This is a genomic window from Bacillus sp. EA-CB0995, from assembly GCF_055814245.1.
In genome coordinates this window covers 1,374,482-1,391,656 of record NZ_CP169269.1, presented here as the reverse complement: position 1 = coordinate 1,391,656, position 17,175 = coordinate 1,374,482, and the positions used below count along the sequence as shown (strand labels likewise).

The following is a 17,175-nucleotide window of genomic DNA, read 5'->3' as shown; positions in this document are numbered from 1 at the left end:
AAATGTAAGATAAATTTACCATAATGAAAAGAAATGTGTCAATTGCATTTTCATATCACACATGATATATCTTGTGATTCTTTAGAAACGTACGTTACAATGGGATGGTAAATCAATATATTTAAAAGAAGGAAGTGAATTCATGTCCATATTTACGCAATTGTTTAAAAGTTTATATGCACCAAAAGAGATGGCACTTTTTCGTTTTCAAAAAATCGGAAAAACGATTCTTTACATAATGTTGCTATGTTTACTTGCTACCGTTCCAAAAACGATTCTATTTGGAAGTTTCATTCAAGATGGCATTAGTCTGGTTAATCATTCTATCGAAAAAGATGTACCTGATTTTAAAATTGAAAATGGCGAACTTCACGCAGACATCGACAAACCCATTGTAAAAGATGACACAGATTTTATTTTTGTATTTGATCCAAATGCAACGGATGCAAGTGCATATTCCAACCGAGATGGTGTGTTCATCTTAAAAGATAAAGTGATTTCAACAGCAGAACAAAAAACACAATCATTTCCATATAGTGACTTAGGAAATACGACTTTTGAAAAAAAGATATTCAAGAATTAGTTTCATTTGTCGATAGCATATATCCAATTGCTATGTTCGTTATCGGAATACTTATTTACTTATTCCAACTCTTCATTACATTCCTTGGCGTTACGCTATTAGCATTTATCGGCTCTGCAATGAGCGGACAGCGTAAACTATCGTACAAACAAATTTGGACATTAACTGCCTACAGCTATACAATCCCAACTATATTCTTTATGATAATGGATTTGTTAAAAATTAACGTCCCAGGCTCGTTGTTCCTATTTATTACCGTTGTTCTGATTGTTCTTTATTTAACAATAAAAGAAGTACCAAAACCAAAAGAAAAAAATTCACTATAAAAAATGCCTTCAAGGCATTTTTTTGGACAAGCATATATTTCTCTACAAAGGAGTGAAGAAATATGAAAAGACTTGGCGGTGTCTTATTGTTGCTTGTTCTCGGTTACGTCTTGTACTACGATATGACAATCGGCACTTTACCGTTACTTCATACATATTCCAAAACAAAAGAAACTTCGGCTAAAGCTTCAAAAAACGACCAAAAAGAAAATATATCATCAACAAAATATAAAATCATTGAAATAAAAACAGGCGATACCGTTCTATCCATTACAGAGGAAATTAACAAAAAAAAATCCCTTCTATTGAAAAGGTTGTTACAGATTTTAAAGGATTAAACCAAAGTGAATCTCCTGCAAAATTACAAATTGGGAAAAAATACAAATTCCCTCTCTATCCATAACAGTATCACATAATTCTTGTCAATTGCAGCAAAGCGCTGATACAATAGAAAAAGTGAAGCTAGACATTTGGCTTCACGAGACAAATACTGCATACAATATAAATGTATTTGTCTACAAAATAAGAAACTTCTTTTATAAGGAGAGCGATCTATTCGTGAATGAAATAACTCATCGTACAAAAACACGTCCTGTTAAAGTTGGAAATTTAACAATCGGCGGTAATAATGAATTAATTATACAAAGTATGACAACAACAAAAACGCATGATGTGGAAGCAACAGTTGCCGAAATTAAACGTTTAGAAGAAGCAGGTTGTCAAATTGTCCGTGTAGCCGTTCCAGATGAGCGCGCTGCAGACGCAATTGCTGATATTAAAAAACAAATTAATATCCCTCTTGTTGCTGATATTCATTTTGACTATCGCCTAGCATTAAAAGCAATTGAAGGCGGTATTGACAAAGTTCGTATCAACCCTGGAAACATCGGTCGCCGCCATAAAGTTGAAGCAGTTGTAAATGCTGCAAAAGAACGCGGTATTCCAATTCGCATCGGTGTAAATGCAGGTTCATTAGAACGTCACATTTTAGAAAAATATGGATACCCAACGGCGGATGGCATGGTAGAAAGCGCATTGCATCACATTAAAATTTTAGAGGATCTAGATTTTCACGATATCATCGTATCGATGAAAGCATCCGATGTGAACTTAGCAATTGAAGCATACGAAAAAGCATCACGTGCTTTCGATTATCCATTACACCTTGGTATTACAGAATCCGGAACTTTATTTGCTGGAACTGTAAAAAGCGCAGCTGGTCTTGGAGCTATCTTAAGCAAAGGCATCGGTAACACACTACGTATTTCGTTAAGTGCAGACCCAGTTGAAGAAGTAAAAGTAGCGCGTGAATTATTAAAATCATTCGGCCTTGCTTCAAACGCTGCTACATTAATCTCTTGTCCAACTTGTGGACGTATTGAAATTGACTTAATTAGCATCGCAAATGAAGTAGAAGAGTATATTTCAAAAATTAAAGCACCGATTAAAGTTGCGGTACTTGGCTGCGCAGTAAATGGTCCTGGTGAAGCACGTGAAGCTGATATCGGGATTGCCGGAGCACGCGGAGAAGGTCTACTCTTCCGTAAAGGCGAAATTGTACGTAAAGTACCAGAAGAAACAATGGTAGAAGAATTAAAAAAAGAAATTGATAAAATCGCAGCAGAATATGCGGCAAAACAAGAAAAATAAGGTGAAAAATTCTAATAAAAAAGCTTGTCAGTTTCAAAACTGACAAGCTTTTTATTGTGCACACTTCGGACAGCGTCCATATATTTCGAACTTATGCCCAGTTACTTCAAATCCTTTAAAATCTTTATTCATTAGTTCCATTGGACACGATGTAATTTCCTTCGTTCCCCCGCAATCTAAACAAATGAAATGGTGATGGTGTTCTGTAGTAGAACATTTGAAGCGAAAATGCTTTTCACCATTTAATTCAGTCTGTTCCAAAATACCAATTTCTACAAATACAGTTAAGTTGCGATAAATGGTATCAAAACTTAATCCCGGATAATCATCTTTCATATTAGCTAAAACATCTCTCGCTGTTAAATATTTATTATGAGCTGCAAATAGGCGAAGCATCTCTTCTCTTTTTCCGGTATGTTTATAGCCTTTCTCCTTCATAAGGTGTAAAGCTTCTGTAAGATTCATAATCATCCCTACTTTACGCAGTTTTTTCTTCTCCCATAAGATTGCACCAATTAAAATAAGAACTGCTAACACAACAATTGTACCACCTGGAGCGATGTCAAGCTGATAAGAAGCTAACATACCTCCGACTACCGAAATTTCCCCAAATACAATAGAGTAAAAAATCGTTTGCTTAAATCCTTTCGCAATGCGAATACTCGCTGCAACCGGTAATGTCATTAACGATGAAACGAGAAGAATACCGACAACACGCATCGAAACCGCAATCACAAGTGCAACTAAAATAATAAAAATAAAGTGAATCCATTTTGCACGCAAACCTGTTGCTACAGCATATTCTTCATCAAAAGATAATAAGAACAGTTCTTTGTATAATGAAATGATAACAACGAGCACAACAATAGCAACCAATCCAATAATGAGTAAATCGCCGCTTGTTACCGCGCTCACACTACCAAACAAATAACTAAATAAATCTGTATTAAATCCATTCGCAAGCGAAATGAACACAACACCAATTCCAATACCAGCTGATAAAATAATTGGAACTGCTAATTCTTGATAATGTTTATATACCGTTCTTAATTTTTCAATGAGTAAGGCACCGCCAATAGAAAATACCATTCCCATATATAATGGATTTAAAAAGCCACCGGTAAATACTGTTTTTTCTAGTAATAAGCTCGCTGCAATACCTGACAGCGTAACATGACTTAACGCATCAGCAATGAATGATAAACGACGAATTACAACAAAAACACCTAGCAACGGGGCAACAATTCCAATTAAAATTCCAGCATATAAAGAATTTCGTAAAAAGTCATATTGTAAAAAATCCTGTATCATCGTATCCCCCGTGATGCTCGTGATCATGCTCTAAACGATGAACATGATGCCCATATAATAACGACATTTCAGCATCTTCTAACTCTCGGAATGTCTCTACATTTCCATGGAAATGTAAATGCTGATTTAAGCAAGCCACATGCGTCACTTTTTCTGTCACCGCGCCAATATCATGCGTCACAAGAATAAGTGTAATTCCTAATTTCTTATTTAAATGTGCAAGCATTTCGTAAAAACTCTCAACGTTTTTTACGTCTACACCTACTGTCGGTTCATCTAAAATCAATAGCTCTGGATCGCTGACAAGTGCTCTTGCAATAAAGACGCGCTGCTGTTGTCCTCCGGAAAGCTCCCCAATATTCCGAGTTGCAAAATCACTCATTCCAACATTGTCGATAGCCTGTCTTACTTTTTCTTTATCAGATTTTGATAAAAAACGAAACAAACCTTTTTTAGAAACAAGTCCCATCGAAACAACTTCAAATACAGTTGCTGGGAATCCAGAGTTGAAGCTATTTGCCTTTTGTGAAACATATCCAATTTTATTCCAATTTTTAAACTTTTTACTATCGACACCAAACAACCGAATTGTCCCTTGCTTCGGTTTTAAAATACCTAATATACATTTCAATAATGTAGATTTTCCCGATCCATTTGGGCCTACTAAACCTAAAAAAGCTCCTTTAGGAACTTGCAATTGAATGTTCTCTAACACATTTCGCTCTTCATAACGAAAGGTTAAATTCTCGATTTCTAATATATATTCCATCATATCTCACCTATTTTAATTCAGAATGATTCCGATTTATTTCTATTTGAATTATATTATAGCTCATTAGGACTTGTAAACCAATCTGTCCTAAAATATACCTCTCATTTTAGACAACCCTTCTATTATAGCAAAAAGCAGAGAAAATCTCTCTGCTTTTAGTGAATTGCTGATTTAAATTTTGCACCTTTTGTTTCTTGCGTATTCATAATGGTAATAAAAGCCTTTTCATCTACTTCATGAACAATCGATTTTAGCTTCGTTACCTCTAAACGAGTAATAACTGCATAGATGACTTCTTTCTCTTTATCCGTATAGCCACCTTTCCCAACCAACTTCGTTGTTCCGCGACCAAGTCGATGTAAAATTGCATTTGATACCTCTTCATAATAGTCTGATACAATAATAACTGCTTTTGTTTCATCTAAACCTTGAATAACTGTATCAATTGTTTTAAAAGCAATATAGTATGTCATAACAGAATACATTGCTTGTTCTACTCCAAACACAAATGCCGCCCAAGAAAAGACGAAAATATTCATAAACATCACAAATTCACCAACAGAAAACGGTAATTTCTTTGTTAGTAAAATACCTAGAATTTCCGCTCCATCTAATGAACCGCCATGCCTAATTACAAGTCCAACACCAACACCTAAAATTAATCCACCAAAGACAGTCGCTAAAATCGGCTCTGTCGTAAAGGGCTGAATAGAATGTAATGTTGACTCAATGAAAGCTAAACATACAACGGCAAAAACTGAAGATAACATAAATGTTTTTCCGATTTGCTTATAACCTGAGTACATAAATGGTAAATTGAGGATTACAACTAAAGTGGAAAAGCTTAGCCACCAAATATTTGGTGTAAGGTAATCTAATATGAGGGAAACACCAATAATACCACCATCAATAATTTTGTTTGGGATTAAAAACAGTTCGAGTGCAACTGCTGCACAGCCAGCACCTATTACAATCATAACAAGACGATACAAAAGATGAATTATACTTTCTTTTCTATGCTGTTTTTTTTCCATGTTACCTCCTTAAATGATTTTTATATAGTTTTGTTCTTTTATTATAGCATACTCTTCTTTTTCTGATGAGAAAACAGCCTGCTTTGGAATATATACAAGCATATTCCACATATATTCGGATATAAGGACAAAACAAAGGAGGCAGCACCATGAACCTCATTCAACAGTTTGTAAACAAAAAATTAAACACCATGACTTCTAAAGAATTATTAAAATACAGTATAGAATATGGAGTATCTATTACAAGCGAACAAGCAGACAAAATCGTTACATTAATTCAAGGAAAACATATTAATATTTATGATACTCAAGAAAAATTGCAACTTTTAAAACAAATTGCAAAGATTACCTCTCCTGCTACTGCACAGCAAATCAATACCATATTCCAAAAATTAACAAAATAAAAAAGGGGTTTTCCCCTTTTTTATTGACCTTTAATTTTCTGAAGAATCTCTTCATCAAACATACCGTTTTTCAGCATTTCAATTTCAAATTTGTACGGCGGCTTTTTATCTTGTTTATCCTCACCTACATATGGTGTTTCAAGAATTTTCGGTACATGCTGTAATTGTGGATGATGCACAATGTGATGCAATGTTTTATAACCAATATGACCGAAGCCGATATTCTCATGACGGTCTTTTCTAGCACCGCGCTCATTTTTACTATCATTAATGTGTAATACTTGCAAACGATCAATACCTATAATTTTATCAAACTCGTTTAACACACCGTCAAAATCATTAACAATATCATAACCAGCGTCATGTGTATGACAAGTATCGAAACAGACAGATAATTTCTCATTATGTGTTACACCATCAATGATTCTAGCAAGCTCTTCAAAGCTGCGCCCGCACTCTGTTCCTTTTCCAGCCATTGTTTCTAGCGCAATGTTCACCGTTTGATCAGTTGTTAACGCTTCATTTAATCCTTCAATAATTTTTTGAATTCCTGCATCCGCACCTGCTCCAACATGCGCTCCTGGATGAAGCACAATTTGTTTTGCAGCACCTAATGCTGATGTTCTTTCAATTTCCATACGAAGAAAATCCACACCTAGTTGGAATGTTTCAGGCTTTGTTGTGTTACCAATATTAATAATATAAGGTGCATGAACAACGATTTCTTCAATTCCGTGAAGTTCCATGTGTTTACGTCCAGCTTCTATATTTAACTCTTCAATCGGTTTCCTTCTCGTATTTTGCGGTGCCCCTGTATAAACCATAAACGTTGTTGCACCATATGATACAGCTTCCTCACTCGCTGCTAATAGCATTTTCTTTCCACTCATCGAAACGTGAGATCCAATTTTCAACATGTAATCACCTCTTATAAATACAATAGCTATAATGATAGCATAATTTGTAGAAACCTGACACTGCTGATTTCTACACAAAAAAAGATAAGGAATCCCTTATCTTTTCTTTTTGCTATATTTTTTCTTAATTTTTTCGCGTTCCCATTCAAGTTTTTTCTTATAGTTCGGTTTTACTTTTTTCGGTTTTTTCACAACTTTTTGCGCCATAGCATCTAATTTATCATTTGGTTTCTTACGACTTTGACGACGACGACGAGGTCCTAATTCAATCCACTCACCTGCACGCAAATCAACGTGTTGGAATTCAATATGGCGTTGCTTCTCTAAAGTATCTAATGCTTCTTCATCCGCCGGATCATAAATTGTTGCTGCAATACCAGAGTACCCAGCACGTGCAGTTCGACCAACACGGTGAATAAAGAAATCTAAATCGGACGGAATTTCATAGTTAATAACATGACTAATTCCCTCAATATCAATACCACGTGCTGCTAAATCTGTAGCTACAATGTATTGGAATTCTAAATCACGAACTTGTTTCATCATTTTCTTGCGGTCACGAGGGATAAATCACCGTGAATACGACCAACTTTTAAACCGCGCTCTGCTAATCCATCAGCTACTTCATCAGCCATTTTCTTTGTATTTGTAAACACAATCGCTAAATACGGCTGATATTGCAGTAACATATTTTTCACAAGTTCAACTTTATTGCGGTGTCTTGATGGAATAAGATGATGTTCAAGATTAACTGCTGCTACTTGCTTCGGATTAATATGAATATGCTCTGGATTGTCCATATATTTCTTCATAAACGGTTTTAACTTTTGCGGAATTGTCGCTGAGAAAACAAGCATTTGTAAATTTTTCGGCATACGCGCTGCAATTTTATCCACATCGTGAATAAAGCCCATATCAAGCATTAAATCTGCTTCATCGACAACAATAACAGAAGTCGTATGTACAAATAGCGCTTGCTCTTCCACTAAATCTTTAATACGACCAGGTGTTCCGACAACAACATGCGGTTGTTTCTTCAACTTTTCAATTGAACGCTGTTTATCTGTTCCACCGATAAAACAACGTGCTGTAATCATTTTGTCTTCTTCACAAAACTTTGTTAACTTTACAATTTCTGCATAAATTTGCTGTGCTAATTCACGAGTTGGAGCTGTAATTACGAGCTGTACTTCCTCTCGGCTTGTATCAATACGATTTAACGTTGGAAGTAAATACGCGTGTGTTTTTCCAGATCCTGTTTGTGATTGCCCGATAATGCTAATGCCTTTTTTCACGACCGGGAAAATTTTCTGTTGAATTTCTGTCGGTTCTGAAAAACGTAATTCACGAATTGCATCTATTAAAAATGGTTGAAAATTATACTGTGTAAATGTTTGCACTGTCATACATTCCACCTTCTTTCTTATTTCTACTGCGTTCATTAATCAGTCAAGTTAACATTATATCGAAATCTATCAGTAAAATCTATCTTTAGTTTAGCTTTTCAGGGGAAAAACTAACCTTCTTACTGTCAATTGCATATTGTGATGTATATTACCAAATTGAAGAAAGGAGGATTTCCTAATGCGTATGAAATCTCCTCCATATCAACAAATGTACGGTCAGCCTCCCTATCCTTATACGATGTATCCGTCACCAGGCATGCAACCGTCACCAGGTATGCAACCGATGATGCCTAAAAAGAAAGGCTTTCTTGCAAAATTGTTTAAAAAAACGACCCAGCTACAGAATATATGCATATGATGCCCCCTTATAGACAAATGGAAACCTACTCAAATATACCATATCAGCAAAACCGTCCATATATGCAACCGCAGCAGCAGCAAAACCACCCATATATGCAACCGCAGCAGCAGCAAAACCACCCATATATGCAACCGCAGCAGCAAAGAATGATGCAACCTCAAATGATGGCACCAAATGAAACACGCGGAGCAGCAGGAGCAGCAGGAAGTACATCTAGTGGGATTGGCAACTTTTTCACTAACTTCATTTCAAACCCCACTGGAATGCTAAACAACGTTGAAAAAGTTGTTCAAATGGCCCAATCCGTTGGACCTGTCGTGCAGCAATACGGCCCGATTGTCCGCAGTATTCCTAACATAATGAAAATACTTACATCTGGAAAAAGTACTGAGGAAAAAGAAACAGAAGAAGTCGAAATAATACCTCCCACTCCACCTAAACAAATACCTATTACAAGCAAACCACTTACTTCTCAGATCATACTTGAAGATGATGCAAACGTAGAAACCTTACAGTCAACTACTCCTAAACCAAAATTATATGTGTAACATTTCTTTGTCATCCGCCTCCTTCTCCTTTATAATAAAAAGGATTGACTTTATAAAACAAATCCTTTTTTAAAGGAGCGGATTAATCACATGAAAATTGTTAAAATTTCCCCTCGCGGCTATTGCTACGGTGTTGTAGACGCGATGGTCATCGCGCGCAATGCAGCGCTTGATAAAACTTTACCAAGACCAATTTATATTTTAGGGATGATTGTCCATAACAAACACGTAACAGATGCGTTTGAAGAAGATGGCATTATTACGCTTGATGGCCCAAGCCGCTTAGATATTTTAGAGAAAATTGAGTCTGGCACTGTTATTTTTACAGCTCACGGTGTATCTCCTGAAGTAAAGCAGCGCGCAAAAGAAAAAGGACTAACAACAATTGATGCGACATGTCCTGACGTAACAAAAACACACGACTTAATTGAGGCAAAAAAGCAGAAGGCTACCATATTATTTATATCGGTAAAAAAGGACATCCTGAGCCTGAAGGTGCAGTTGGAATTGCCCCAGATATTGTCCATCTCATTGAGAGAGCAGCAGACCTTGAAACACTTGCCATTCCAACTGATAAAATTTTGGTCACAAATCAAACGACGATGAGTCAATGGGATGTTCAACATATTATGGAGAACATCCAAGAAAAGTTTCCAACAGCAGAATTTCATAAAGAGATTTGCCTTGCTACACAAGTCCGTCAAGAGGCTGTCGCAAAACAAGCAAATGCTGCTGATTTAACAATTGTTGTTGGCGATCCAAAAAGTAATAACTCTAACCGTCTTGCACAAGTATCTGAAGAAATTGCCAGCACAAAAGCATACCGCGTTGCCGATGTAAGTGAAATTCAATTAGAATGGCTACAAGGCGTGGAAACAGTCGCTATTACTGCAGGCGCTTCTACACCAACACCTATTACAAAAGAAGTAATCGCATTTTTTGAACAGTACGATCCAACAAATCCTGCAACGTGGGAGCGTAAGCGAAACGTACCATTACAAAAAATCTTACCGAAAGTAAAGGCAAAATAAAGTGTAACTTCCATCAGTGGAGGTTCCCCCACTGATGGAAAGATTTCACCAATCGGGCTTTTACGGGCAGTAAGCCTCCCACGAATAGCGAGATAATACAAATAAATCCGTTATCTTATGAGATAACGGATTTTACTTTGCATTTTATACAAATGTAAATGGATCGGTATGTAATTCTGAAGCATGAATACGCGCAGTAAACTTTCTCTCATCTACTTTTGCTTGTAATTGTTTTTGCACGCCTTTTTTCATCACTTTCTCCACGTTATGCCCTGGGTCTACAATATTTAACCCTAACATCATCGCATCATGTGCAACATGATAATACATATCTCCTGTTACATATACGTCTGCTCCTTTAAACTTCGCTTGCTTTATATATTTATTTCCATCCCCGCCAAGTACCGCTACTTTTTTCACAGTATCATGTAAGTTCCCAACAACGCGAGCCCCCTTCACTTCAAGGGATTCCTTCACATGCTCTGCAAACTGCTGTAATGTCATTTCTTGTGGTAAATATCCAATTTTCCCAAGTCCTAATGTTTCACCTTTGTTCTCTAGCGGATAAATATCATATGCCACTTCTTCATACGGATGTGCCCCTAGCATTGCTTTCATGATTTTACGCTGCAAGGAAGCCGGGATAATTGTTTCAATACGAACTTCTTCCACTTGTTCTAAACGCCCTGTCTCTCCGATATACGGATTCGTTCCTTCTTGCGGCAGAAACGTACCAGTACCCTCACTATTAAACGTACAGTGGCTATAATTGCCGATATGACCTGCTCCTGAGTCACCAATCGCTTGACGTACTGTTTCTGCATGCGAAGAAGGAACAAATACAACTAGCTTTTTCATTTCTTCTGCATAAGTAGGAACAAGCACTTCCGTTTCCTGCAACCCTAAAGCATCTGCAAGTAAATCATTCACACCACCTTTTGCGATATCCACATTTGTGTGAGCAGCATAAACCGCAATATCATGTTTTATACACATTTCAATAATACGCCCGTATGCTTGCTCTGTATGAATTACTTTTAATGGATTAAAGATCAGCGGGTGATGAGCAATAATTAAATTTGCCCCTTTTTCTATCGCTTCTTGTACAACGCCTTCCGTTACATCAAGAGCGATTAAAACATTCTCTACCGATTTATTTAATGCACCAATTTGCAATCCCACCTTATCACCTTCGACTGCTAAATGTTTTGGGTACATACTTTCAAATAAAGAAATGATTTCATATCCATTCGGCGTTTTACTCACGATAAAACCTCCTCAATCATACGTATCTTCTCTAACACTTCTGCACGCTTTACTTTTGTATCTTCTGTCTCTGTCGCAAGTTCTAATTGCTTGCAAATATTTTTAAAGTTTTTTCGCTCGCTCTCCCATTTTTCTACAAACGCTTCATTTTTCTCTTTCATTAAAAATGGTCCCATTAATAAAGCTTCTTCTTTTTTCTCATTGTACGGTGCAAGGGTATTACCCTGTTCCCCTACTAAAATTTCGTAAATCTTCCCGTCTTCTTTTACAATTTTTTCTTTTATTAATTCCCAGCCATTTTCAATAAACCATTCGCGAATATGATGCGCAGCAATATTAGGTTGTAGAATTAAACGAGTTACACCAATAAGCTTCTCTTTTCCATTCTCTAAAATATCACGAATTAACGCACCACCCATACCTGCAATTGTAATTACATCTACTTCACCTGGCGCGATTACTTCTAAGCCATTCCCTTTACGTACGTTCACTTTATCTTGCAATCCGCACTCTGCTACTGTAGCTTGAGCGGAACGGAACGGACCTTCTACAACCTCTCCTGCCACCGCTTGTGTGGAAATATTATGTAAAATCGTATAGCAAGGTAAATAAGCATGATCCGAACCAATATCTGCAACAGTGGAACCTGTTGGAATTTCAAGCACCACTTCTTCTAATCGTTTTGAAAGCTTTACTTCATTCATTTGTTTCAATTACTCCTTCTCTTTTCAGTCTGTCTCCATGATAAAGAATTTATAGTCGTTGTTGCAAGGGAATAAATCATTTCCTCCCCTTACAAAGCATTTATTTTTCAAAAACCTTTCTCCCAATTTGTCCATATATCAAAAAATAATTGTTTCATGTAGTCCTCACATTGCTTTGTTACGATTATCTTTATCCTATTTTAAAAAGAAGGCAAACAGAAAGCAAACATAATAAAGTGAAACTTCCATCAGTGGGGGTTTTTCTTCATCCCCCACTGATGGAAAGCTCTCACCAATCGGGCTCTTACGAGCAGTTTACCTCCTACCTATCTTCTTTGTTTTCTCACAATCTTAAGGCGGGAGTCTTACTGCCCACGAATAACGGAACAAAAAAAGACCCTTCGCTTAGGCGCAAAGAGTTATCTATGTAATAAAATATTATTTTTTCTTTGATAACCAATCCGCAACTTTTGATGCTTGATCCGCCGGAATAATACCTGCTGGCATATTTCCTCTTCCTTTTAAAATAACTTCTTGGATTTGATCTTTTGAAAGTCTGTCGCCCACTTTTTGTAGATTAGGACCAACTGCCCCTTGCAACTGATCACCATGACAGCTTGTACAACTTTGTTTTACAATCTCTTCAGGCTTCGCTGCTGTTTGTGTCGTTTTTCCCCCGTGTTTCTTCGCTTCAGCTAGTTCCTTTGATTTATGCATGCCTTGAAATGAAAATACAAACATAATAACAATTCCCAATACAGCAATAAGAGCAAATGGAATTAACGGATTACGCTTCATTTTTTCTTTTTCCCCCTCTATATCCCCTAATAATTTGATGATTCAGTCATTTCTATTGTACTTGAAAACGCTCTACCAGAAAAGACCAAACTATACTAAGTTAAAAATATTCCATATATTCTATCAATTATTCTGCTACAAAATCATGTAAATTTTTGATAAATATCCTCTTTTCTCATCATAAACAGTTATATTTTCCACATATTTTTGCTAGGAATACACGAAATTAATCGAAAAATCGAAAAATGACCATTTGCAAATCAAAAGACAATTCTGTAAAATAAATTACAAGAATTGTAATTGCTTTCGATGGCTAAATTTTAACAAAAATTAACAAAAGAAAAAAGTTTACTCCATATTAATGAAGTAAACTTTAAACAAATCTCTATTCTAAGAAATCTTTCAAACGTTTGCTACGGCTTGGGTGTCTTAATTTACGAAGCGCTTTTGCTTCAATTTGACGAATACGCTCTCTCGTAACGCCGAATACTTTTCCAACTTCTTCAAGCGTACGAGTTCGTCCATCGTCTAAGCCGAAACGAAGACGAAGAACATTTTCTTCACGATCTGTTAATGTATCTAATACATCTTCTAATTGCTCTTTTAATAACTCATATGCTGCATGCTCTGCAGGAGATGTTGCTTCTTGGTCTTCAATAAAGTCACCTAAATGAGAGTCGTCCTCTTCACCAATTGGCGTTTCAAGAGATACTGGCTCTTGTGCAATTTTTAAGATTTCGCGTACTTTTTCAGGAGCTAGATCCATCTCTTCACCGATTTCTTCAGGAGACGGCTCACGGCCTAAATCTTGTAATAACTGACGTTGAACACGAATTAATTTATTAATTGTTTCAACCATATGAACTGGTATACGAATTGTTCTTGCTTGGTCCGCAATTGCACGTGTAATCGCTTGGCGAATCCACCATGTTGCATACGTACTAAATTTATACCCTTTGCGGTAATCAAACTTTTCAACTGCTTTAATTAGACCCATATTCCCTTCTTGAATTAAGTCTAAGAAAAGCATACCGCGGCCAACATAACGTTTTGCAATACTTACAACAAGACGTAAGTTTGCTTCTGCAAGGCGACGCTTCGCTTCTTCATCGCCTTCTTCAATACGTTTTGCAAGAGCAATTTCATCTTCAGCAGATAGTAAGTCAACACGACCGATTTCTTTTAAGTACATGCGCACAGGATCATTAATTTTCACACCTGGCGGTACACTTAAATCATTTAAGTCAAACTCTTCTTCTGCTTTGGCTAATTGACGTGTGTTTGGATCTTCATCGCTGTCGCCAACTAAATCAATTCCTTGTTCACCTAAATATTCATAATATTCATCCATTTGTTCGGATTCAATATCAAATCCGCTCATGCGTTCTGCAATCTCTTCATATGTAAGAACGCCACGTTTTTTTCCGAGCTCTGTGAGTTGCTCTTTCACTTGCTCAAGTGTTATATCAGTTTCAATTTGTTTAGAACGAGCTGGTTTATCAGCCATTTGTTCCCCTCCTTACGCGAGATACAAACAATGATTATAATAAGTTTTTATACAAAAAGCTATTTTCTTGCTTTTCGCTTTTGTAAATACTCTTGGAAAAAACGCGCTGCTGCCAAATGGTCTTCTTTTTCCATTTGCTTGAGCGTAAAAATATTTTCCATTTTCTTTATTTTTTGCTTATGCCGACGCAAAGCATCTACGTTACCTTGAAGCAATTCTTCTGAGTATTCGGGATTAATCATTTCATCTGTTGAAATATTGGTTACAATATTTTTTAACTTTTCATCAGAAAGCCAACTTAAAAAGTTTCCGACTGACGGTTCATTTCCCTTTTCATAATATGCGTATAGCTCATATAAAATCCCTTTATGTTCTTCCGTATGAAAATCTTCTATATGAGGCTCGATACGAAAAGCGATATCTACACTTTGCAACATATGATAAATAAGCTCTCTTTCAGCTCTTTCAAAACCAGAAAATTTCGGCTTCGCATGAACAATTTGAGAAGGCTGCGAAATTGGCTTTGTCTGTTTTTGCTGTACCTTTTGTTCTTTGCGATATTGGTGCAATTGCCCAAGTAGTGTTTCCATTGAGTAAGCAAATTCCTGTGACAATGCCTTCAAATACGATTCTGCCTGCATTGCGTCTTGCAATGACGCTAACTCTTTTAAAACACTTTTCACATAAGCTTCTTTTCCAGATTCATCTTGCAAATTTTTCCCTAAACGAAGATAATTTATTTTAAATCCAACAAAACTTATACTTGCATGTACAAGTTTCTGAAACTGTGTTGTCCCGTATTGCTGTACATATTCGTCAGGGTCTAATTTATCTGGCATAGAGACAACTTTCACTTCACAACCGGTTTGCAATAACAATTGTCCTGCTTTCATTGTTGCTTCTTGTCCTGCTTTATCACCATCATAGCAAAGAACAACAGTTTCAACATTACGCCGCAGAAGCTTCGCCTGTTCCTCAGTTAAAGCAGTGCCCATTGTTGCAACAGATTCTTCAATTCCACTTTTCACAGCTGCTAAAACATCCGCATATCCTTCAAAGAGAAGAACTTGCCCTCGTTTTCGAATAAATGGCCTTGCTTGATGAAAATTATATAGTAGCTTGCTTTTATGAAAAATAGGCGTTTCTGGGCTATTCAAATACTTAGGAGTATCATCTCCTAATGCCCGTCCACTAAAAGCAGCTACTTTTCCTTGCAGTGTATGAATTGGAAACATAACTCGTCCACGAAAACGATCATGATAACTGCCATCCTTCTCACTGCGAACAAGTAACCCAGCTTGTTCCATAACAGCTGGTGAGAAACCTCGCTTTTGCAAGATTTTCGCCGCTGCATCCCAAGCAGGAGTGGCATATCCAATTTCAAATTTTGCAATCATTTCTTTCGTAATACCTCGCTCTAGCAAATACGAAAGCGATTGTTTCCCATCTTCTGTATTTACTAAAAGATGATGGTAATACTTTTTCAAAAGCTCATGAGCTTGCAACATAATCATACTATCATCAGATATGTTTTGTTTTTGCTCTAAGTCTGATGTAAAGTTAGCAACAGGAATTCCATTTCGCTCACCTAATTTTTGTACAGCTTCCACAAAAGACAGTCCGTCTATTTTCATTAAAAAGGAAAAAACATTTCCCCCTTCTCCACATCCGAAGCAATGAAAAATTTGCTTATCAGCAGAAACAGAAAACGACGGTGAGTTCTCGCCATGAAAAGGACAAAGCCCAAAATAATTTCGACCTTGTTTTTTAAGCTGCACATATTCCCCAATGACTTCAACAATATCAGACGATGTACGAATTTGTTCTACAACTTCCTCGGGAATTCTGTTCCCCATAACTCCATCTCCGTGTCGTATTTTGTATTCGATACAAACTAAAGAATTCCTTTATAATTCGACAATATTTTTTCTAAACTAGACAAAAAACATTATCGATCACACTTAGAAAATGATTTTGGCCCTTTTGTAAAGGTTCCTTGTCTACAGATACATATCGATTATATAAAATTGTATCCATATGCTCATCGGTCACAATTGTGCCGCGCGGAGATAATACGTACACTCCTTTTTTGACGAGAAGACCAGCAAGTCCCATATCTTGTGTGATAACGAGATTTCCTGCTTTTGCACGTTGATAGATGTAAAAATCCACCTCGTCTTGTGCAGAATCTACATTATACCCAATTTCCTTTTTAGCTTCTTGACTGATGAGCGTAGGATGAGATAAACCAAATTTCTTCCTTCACTGGACATGCATCTGCATCAACAAAAATTTTAGTGATGTTTTGCATATTTCTCTATTCTACATCCCTTCTGTGAATCCTTCCATAATGTGTGTTTTCTTGTTCAGATTTTTGTCGATTTTACGTAAAAGTATTTCCTTTACAAATCCTATCCCTAGTTTATTCTGAAAAATTAAAGTCTAAACGTAAAATGAATGTTTTTATCACAATTTTTTATTATAATATATTTTTCTAAACTTAGCTAGATGTCCATTGTTTTTTCATAATTGAGTGAAAAAAGCACATTCACCTTTG

The 17,175-nt window shown here is 36.4% G+C and carries 12 protein-coding genes and 6 pseudogenes; 6 read left to right on the top strand and 12 right to left on the bottom strand.

The features are described 5' to 3' along the window. Positions 1–142 precede the first annotated feature (142 nt). The 3 genes and pseudogenes from ACEWFJ_RS07245 (at position 143) to ispG (ending at position 2,559) form a co-directional block, all read left to right on the top strand. Positions 143–909: pseudogene (locus tag ACEWFJ_RS07245) on the top strand (DUF1189 domain-containing protein). Between the two features lie 221 nt (positions 910–1,130). Beyond that, positions 1,131–1,312: pseudogene (locus tag ACEWFJ_RS07240) on the top strand (hypothetical protein); the annotation flags it as partial. Positions 1,313–1,467: 155 nt separating this feature from the next. Beyond that, on the top strand, positions 1,468–2,559 hold the full coding sequence (gene ispG, locus ACEWFJ_RS07235) for a flavodoxin-dependent (E)-4-hydroxy-3-methylbut-2-enyl-diphosphate synthase (RefSeq protein ID WP_098307794.1): 1,092 nt from the start codon (positions 1,468–1,470) through the stop codon (positions 2,557–2,559). A gap of 51 nt (positions 2,560–2,610) precedes the next feature. On the opposite strand, the gene ACEWFJ_RS07230 is transcribed toward ispG, so the two are convergent. From ACEWFJ_RS07230 to ACEWFJ_RS07215, 4 genes and pseudogenes are all read right to left on the bottom strand, one after another. Then, entirely contained in the window at positions 2,611–2,997 is a 387-nt protein-coding gene (locus ACEWFJ_RS07230) for a Fur family transcriptional regulator (RefSeq protein ID WP_473692383.1), read from the bottom strand. Between the two features lie 48 nt (positions 2,998–3,045). Then, positions 3,046–3,870 (bottom strand): annotated as a pseudogene (locus ACEWFJ_RS07225) (metal ABC transporter permease); the annotation flags it as partial. Then, positions 3,845–4,639, bottom strand: coding sequence for a metal ABC transporter ATP-binding protein (locus tag ACEWFJ_RS07220; protein ID WP_473691308.1), 795 nt, complete (start codon positions 4,637–4,639; stop codon positions 3,845–3,847). The pseudogene ACEWFJ_RS07225 and the gene ACEWFJ_RS07220, both read right to left, overlap by 26 nt. A 158-nt stretch (positions 4,640–4,797) precedes the next feature. Beyond that, the gene (locus tag ACEWFJ_RS07215; RefSeq protein WP_230574885.1) at positions 4,798–5,676 is read right to left on the bottom strand and encodes a YitT family protein; all 879 of its coding nucleotides are present in this window, start codon (positions 5,674–5,676) and stop codon (positions 4,798–4,800) included. A gap of 149 nt (positions 5,677–5,825) precedes the next feature. Here ACEWFJ_RS07215 and ACEWFJ_RS07210 point away from each other — a divergent pair, with 149 nt between their 5' ends. After that, a complete protein-coding gene (locus tag ACEWFJ_RS07210) occupies positions 5,826–6,080 on the top strand; it encodes a DUF2624 domain-containing protein (RefSeq protein ID WP_098307802.1) in 255 nt (84 codons plus the stop codon). A 20-nt stretch (positions 6,081–6,100) separates the two neighbouring features. Here the strand turns inward: ACEWFJ_RS07210 and ACEWFJ_RS07205 are convergent, their stop codons facing one another. Both ACEWFJ_RS07205 and ACEWFJ_RS07200 read right to left on the bottom strand, forming a co-directional pair. After that, positions 6,101–6,997 carry a deoxyribonuclease IV gene (locus tag ACEWFJ_RS07205; RefSeq protein ID WP_473691305.1) on the bottom strand — a complete coding sequence of 299 codons (897 nt, stop codon included), beginning with the start codon at positions 6,995–6,997 and terminating at the stop codon, positions 6,101–6,103. Positions 6,998–7,093: 96 nt separating this feature from the next. Beyond that, positions 7,094–8,403, bottom strand: a pseudogene (locus ACEWFJ_RS07200) (DEAD/DEAH box helicase). A 178-nt stretch (positions 8,404–8,581) separates the two neighbouring features. Here ACEWFJ_RS07200 and vrrA point away from each other — a divergent pair. Together vrrA and ACEWFJ_RS07190 are read left to right on the top strand one after the other, a co-directional pair. After that, a pseudogene (gene vrrA, locus ACEWFJ_RS07195) lies at positions 8,582–9,312 on the top strand (VrrA/YqfQ family protein). 90 nt (positions 9,313–9,402) lie between these two features. Next, positions 9,403–10,343: pseudogene (locus tag ACEWFJ_RS07190) on the top strand (4-hydroxy-3-methylbut-2-enyl diphosphate reductase). Between the two features lie 144 nt (positions 10,344–10,487). Here ACEWFJ_RS07190 and ACEWFJ_RS07185 read toward each other — a convergent pair. The 6 genes from ACEWFJ_RS07185 to ACEWFJ_RS07160 all read right to left on the bottom strand — a co-directional run bounded on the left by ACEWFJ_RS07185 (position 10,488) and on the right by ACEWFJ_RS07160 (position 16,790). Continuing rightward, a complete protein-coding gene (locus ACEWFJ_RS07185; RefSeq protein WP_473691303.1) occupies positions 10,488–11,609 on the bottom strand; it encodes a Nif3-like dinuclear metal center hexameric protein in 1,122 nt (373 codons plus the stop codon). After that, entirely contained in the window at positions 11,606–12,313 is a 708-nt protein-coding gene (locus tag ACEWFJ_RS07180) for a tRNA (adenine(22)-N(1))-methyltransferase (RefSeq protein ID WP_473691301.1), read from the bottom strand. The genes ACEWFJ_RS07185 and ACEWFJ_RS07180 overlap by 4 nt, the downstream gene beginning before the upstream one ends. Before the next feature lie 438 nt (positions 12,314–12,751). Further along, a complete protein-coding gene (cccA, locus tag ACEWFJ_RS07175) occupies positions 12,752–13,111 on the bottom strand; it encodes a cytochrome c550 (RefSeq protein WP_098307814.1) in 360 nt (119 codons plus the stop codon). Positions 13,112–13,496: 385 nt separating this feature from the next. Beyond that, positions 13,497–14,618: an RNA polymerase sigma factor RpoD gene (gene rpoD, locus ACEWFJ_RS07170; RefSeq protein ID WP_336481689.1), complete on the bottom strand. Its 1,122-nt coding sequence runs from the start codon at positions 14,616–14,618 to the stop codon at positions 13,497–13,499. Between the two features lie 59 nt (positions 14,619–14,677). After that, complete coding sequence (dnaG, locus tag ACEWFJ_RS07165; protein WP_473691298.1) at positions 14,678–16,474, bottom strand: DNA primase; 1,797 nt, start codon at positions 16,472–16,474, stop codon at positions 14,678–14,680. Between the two features lie 73 nt (positions 16,475–16,547). Further along, positions 16,548–16,790, bottom strand: a complete 243-nt coding sequence (locus ACEWFJ_RS07160; protein ID WP_473691296.1) for a DUF188 domain-containing protein — start codon at positions 16,788–16,790, stop codon at positions 16,548–16,550. Positions 16,791–17,175 lie beyond the last annotated feature (385 nt).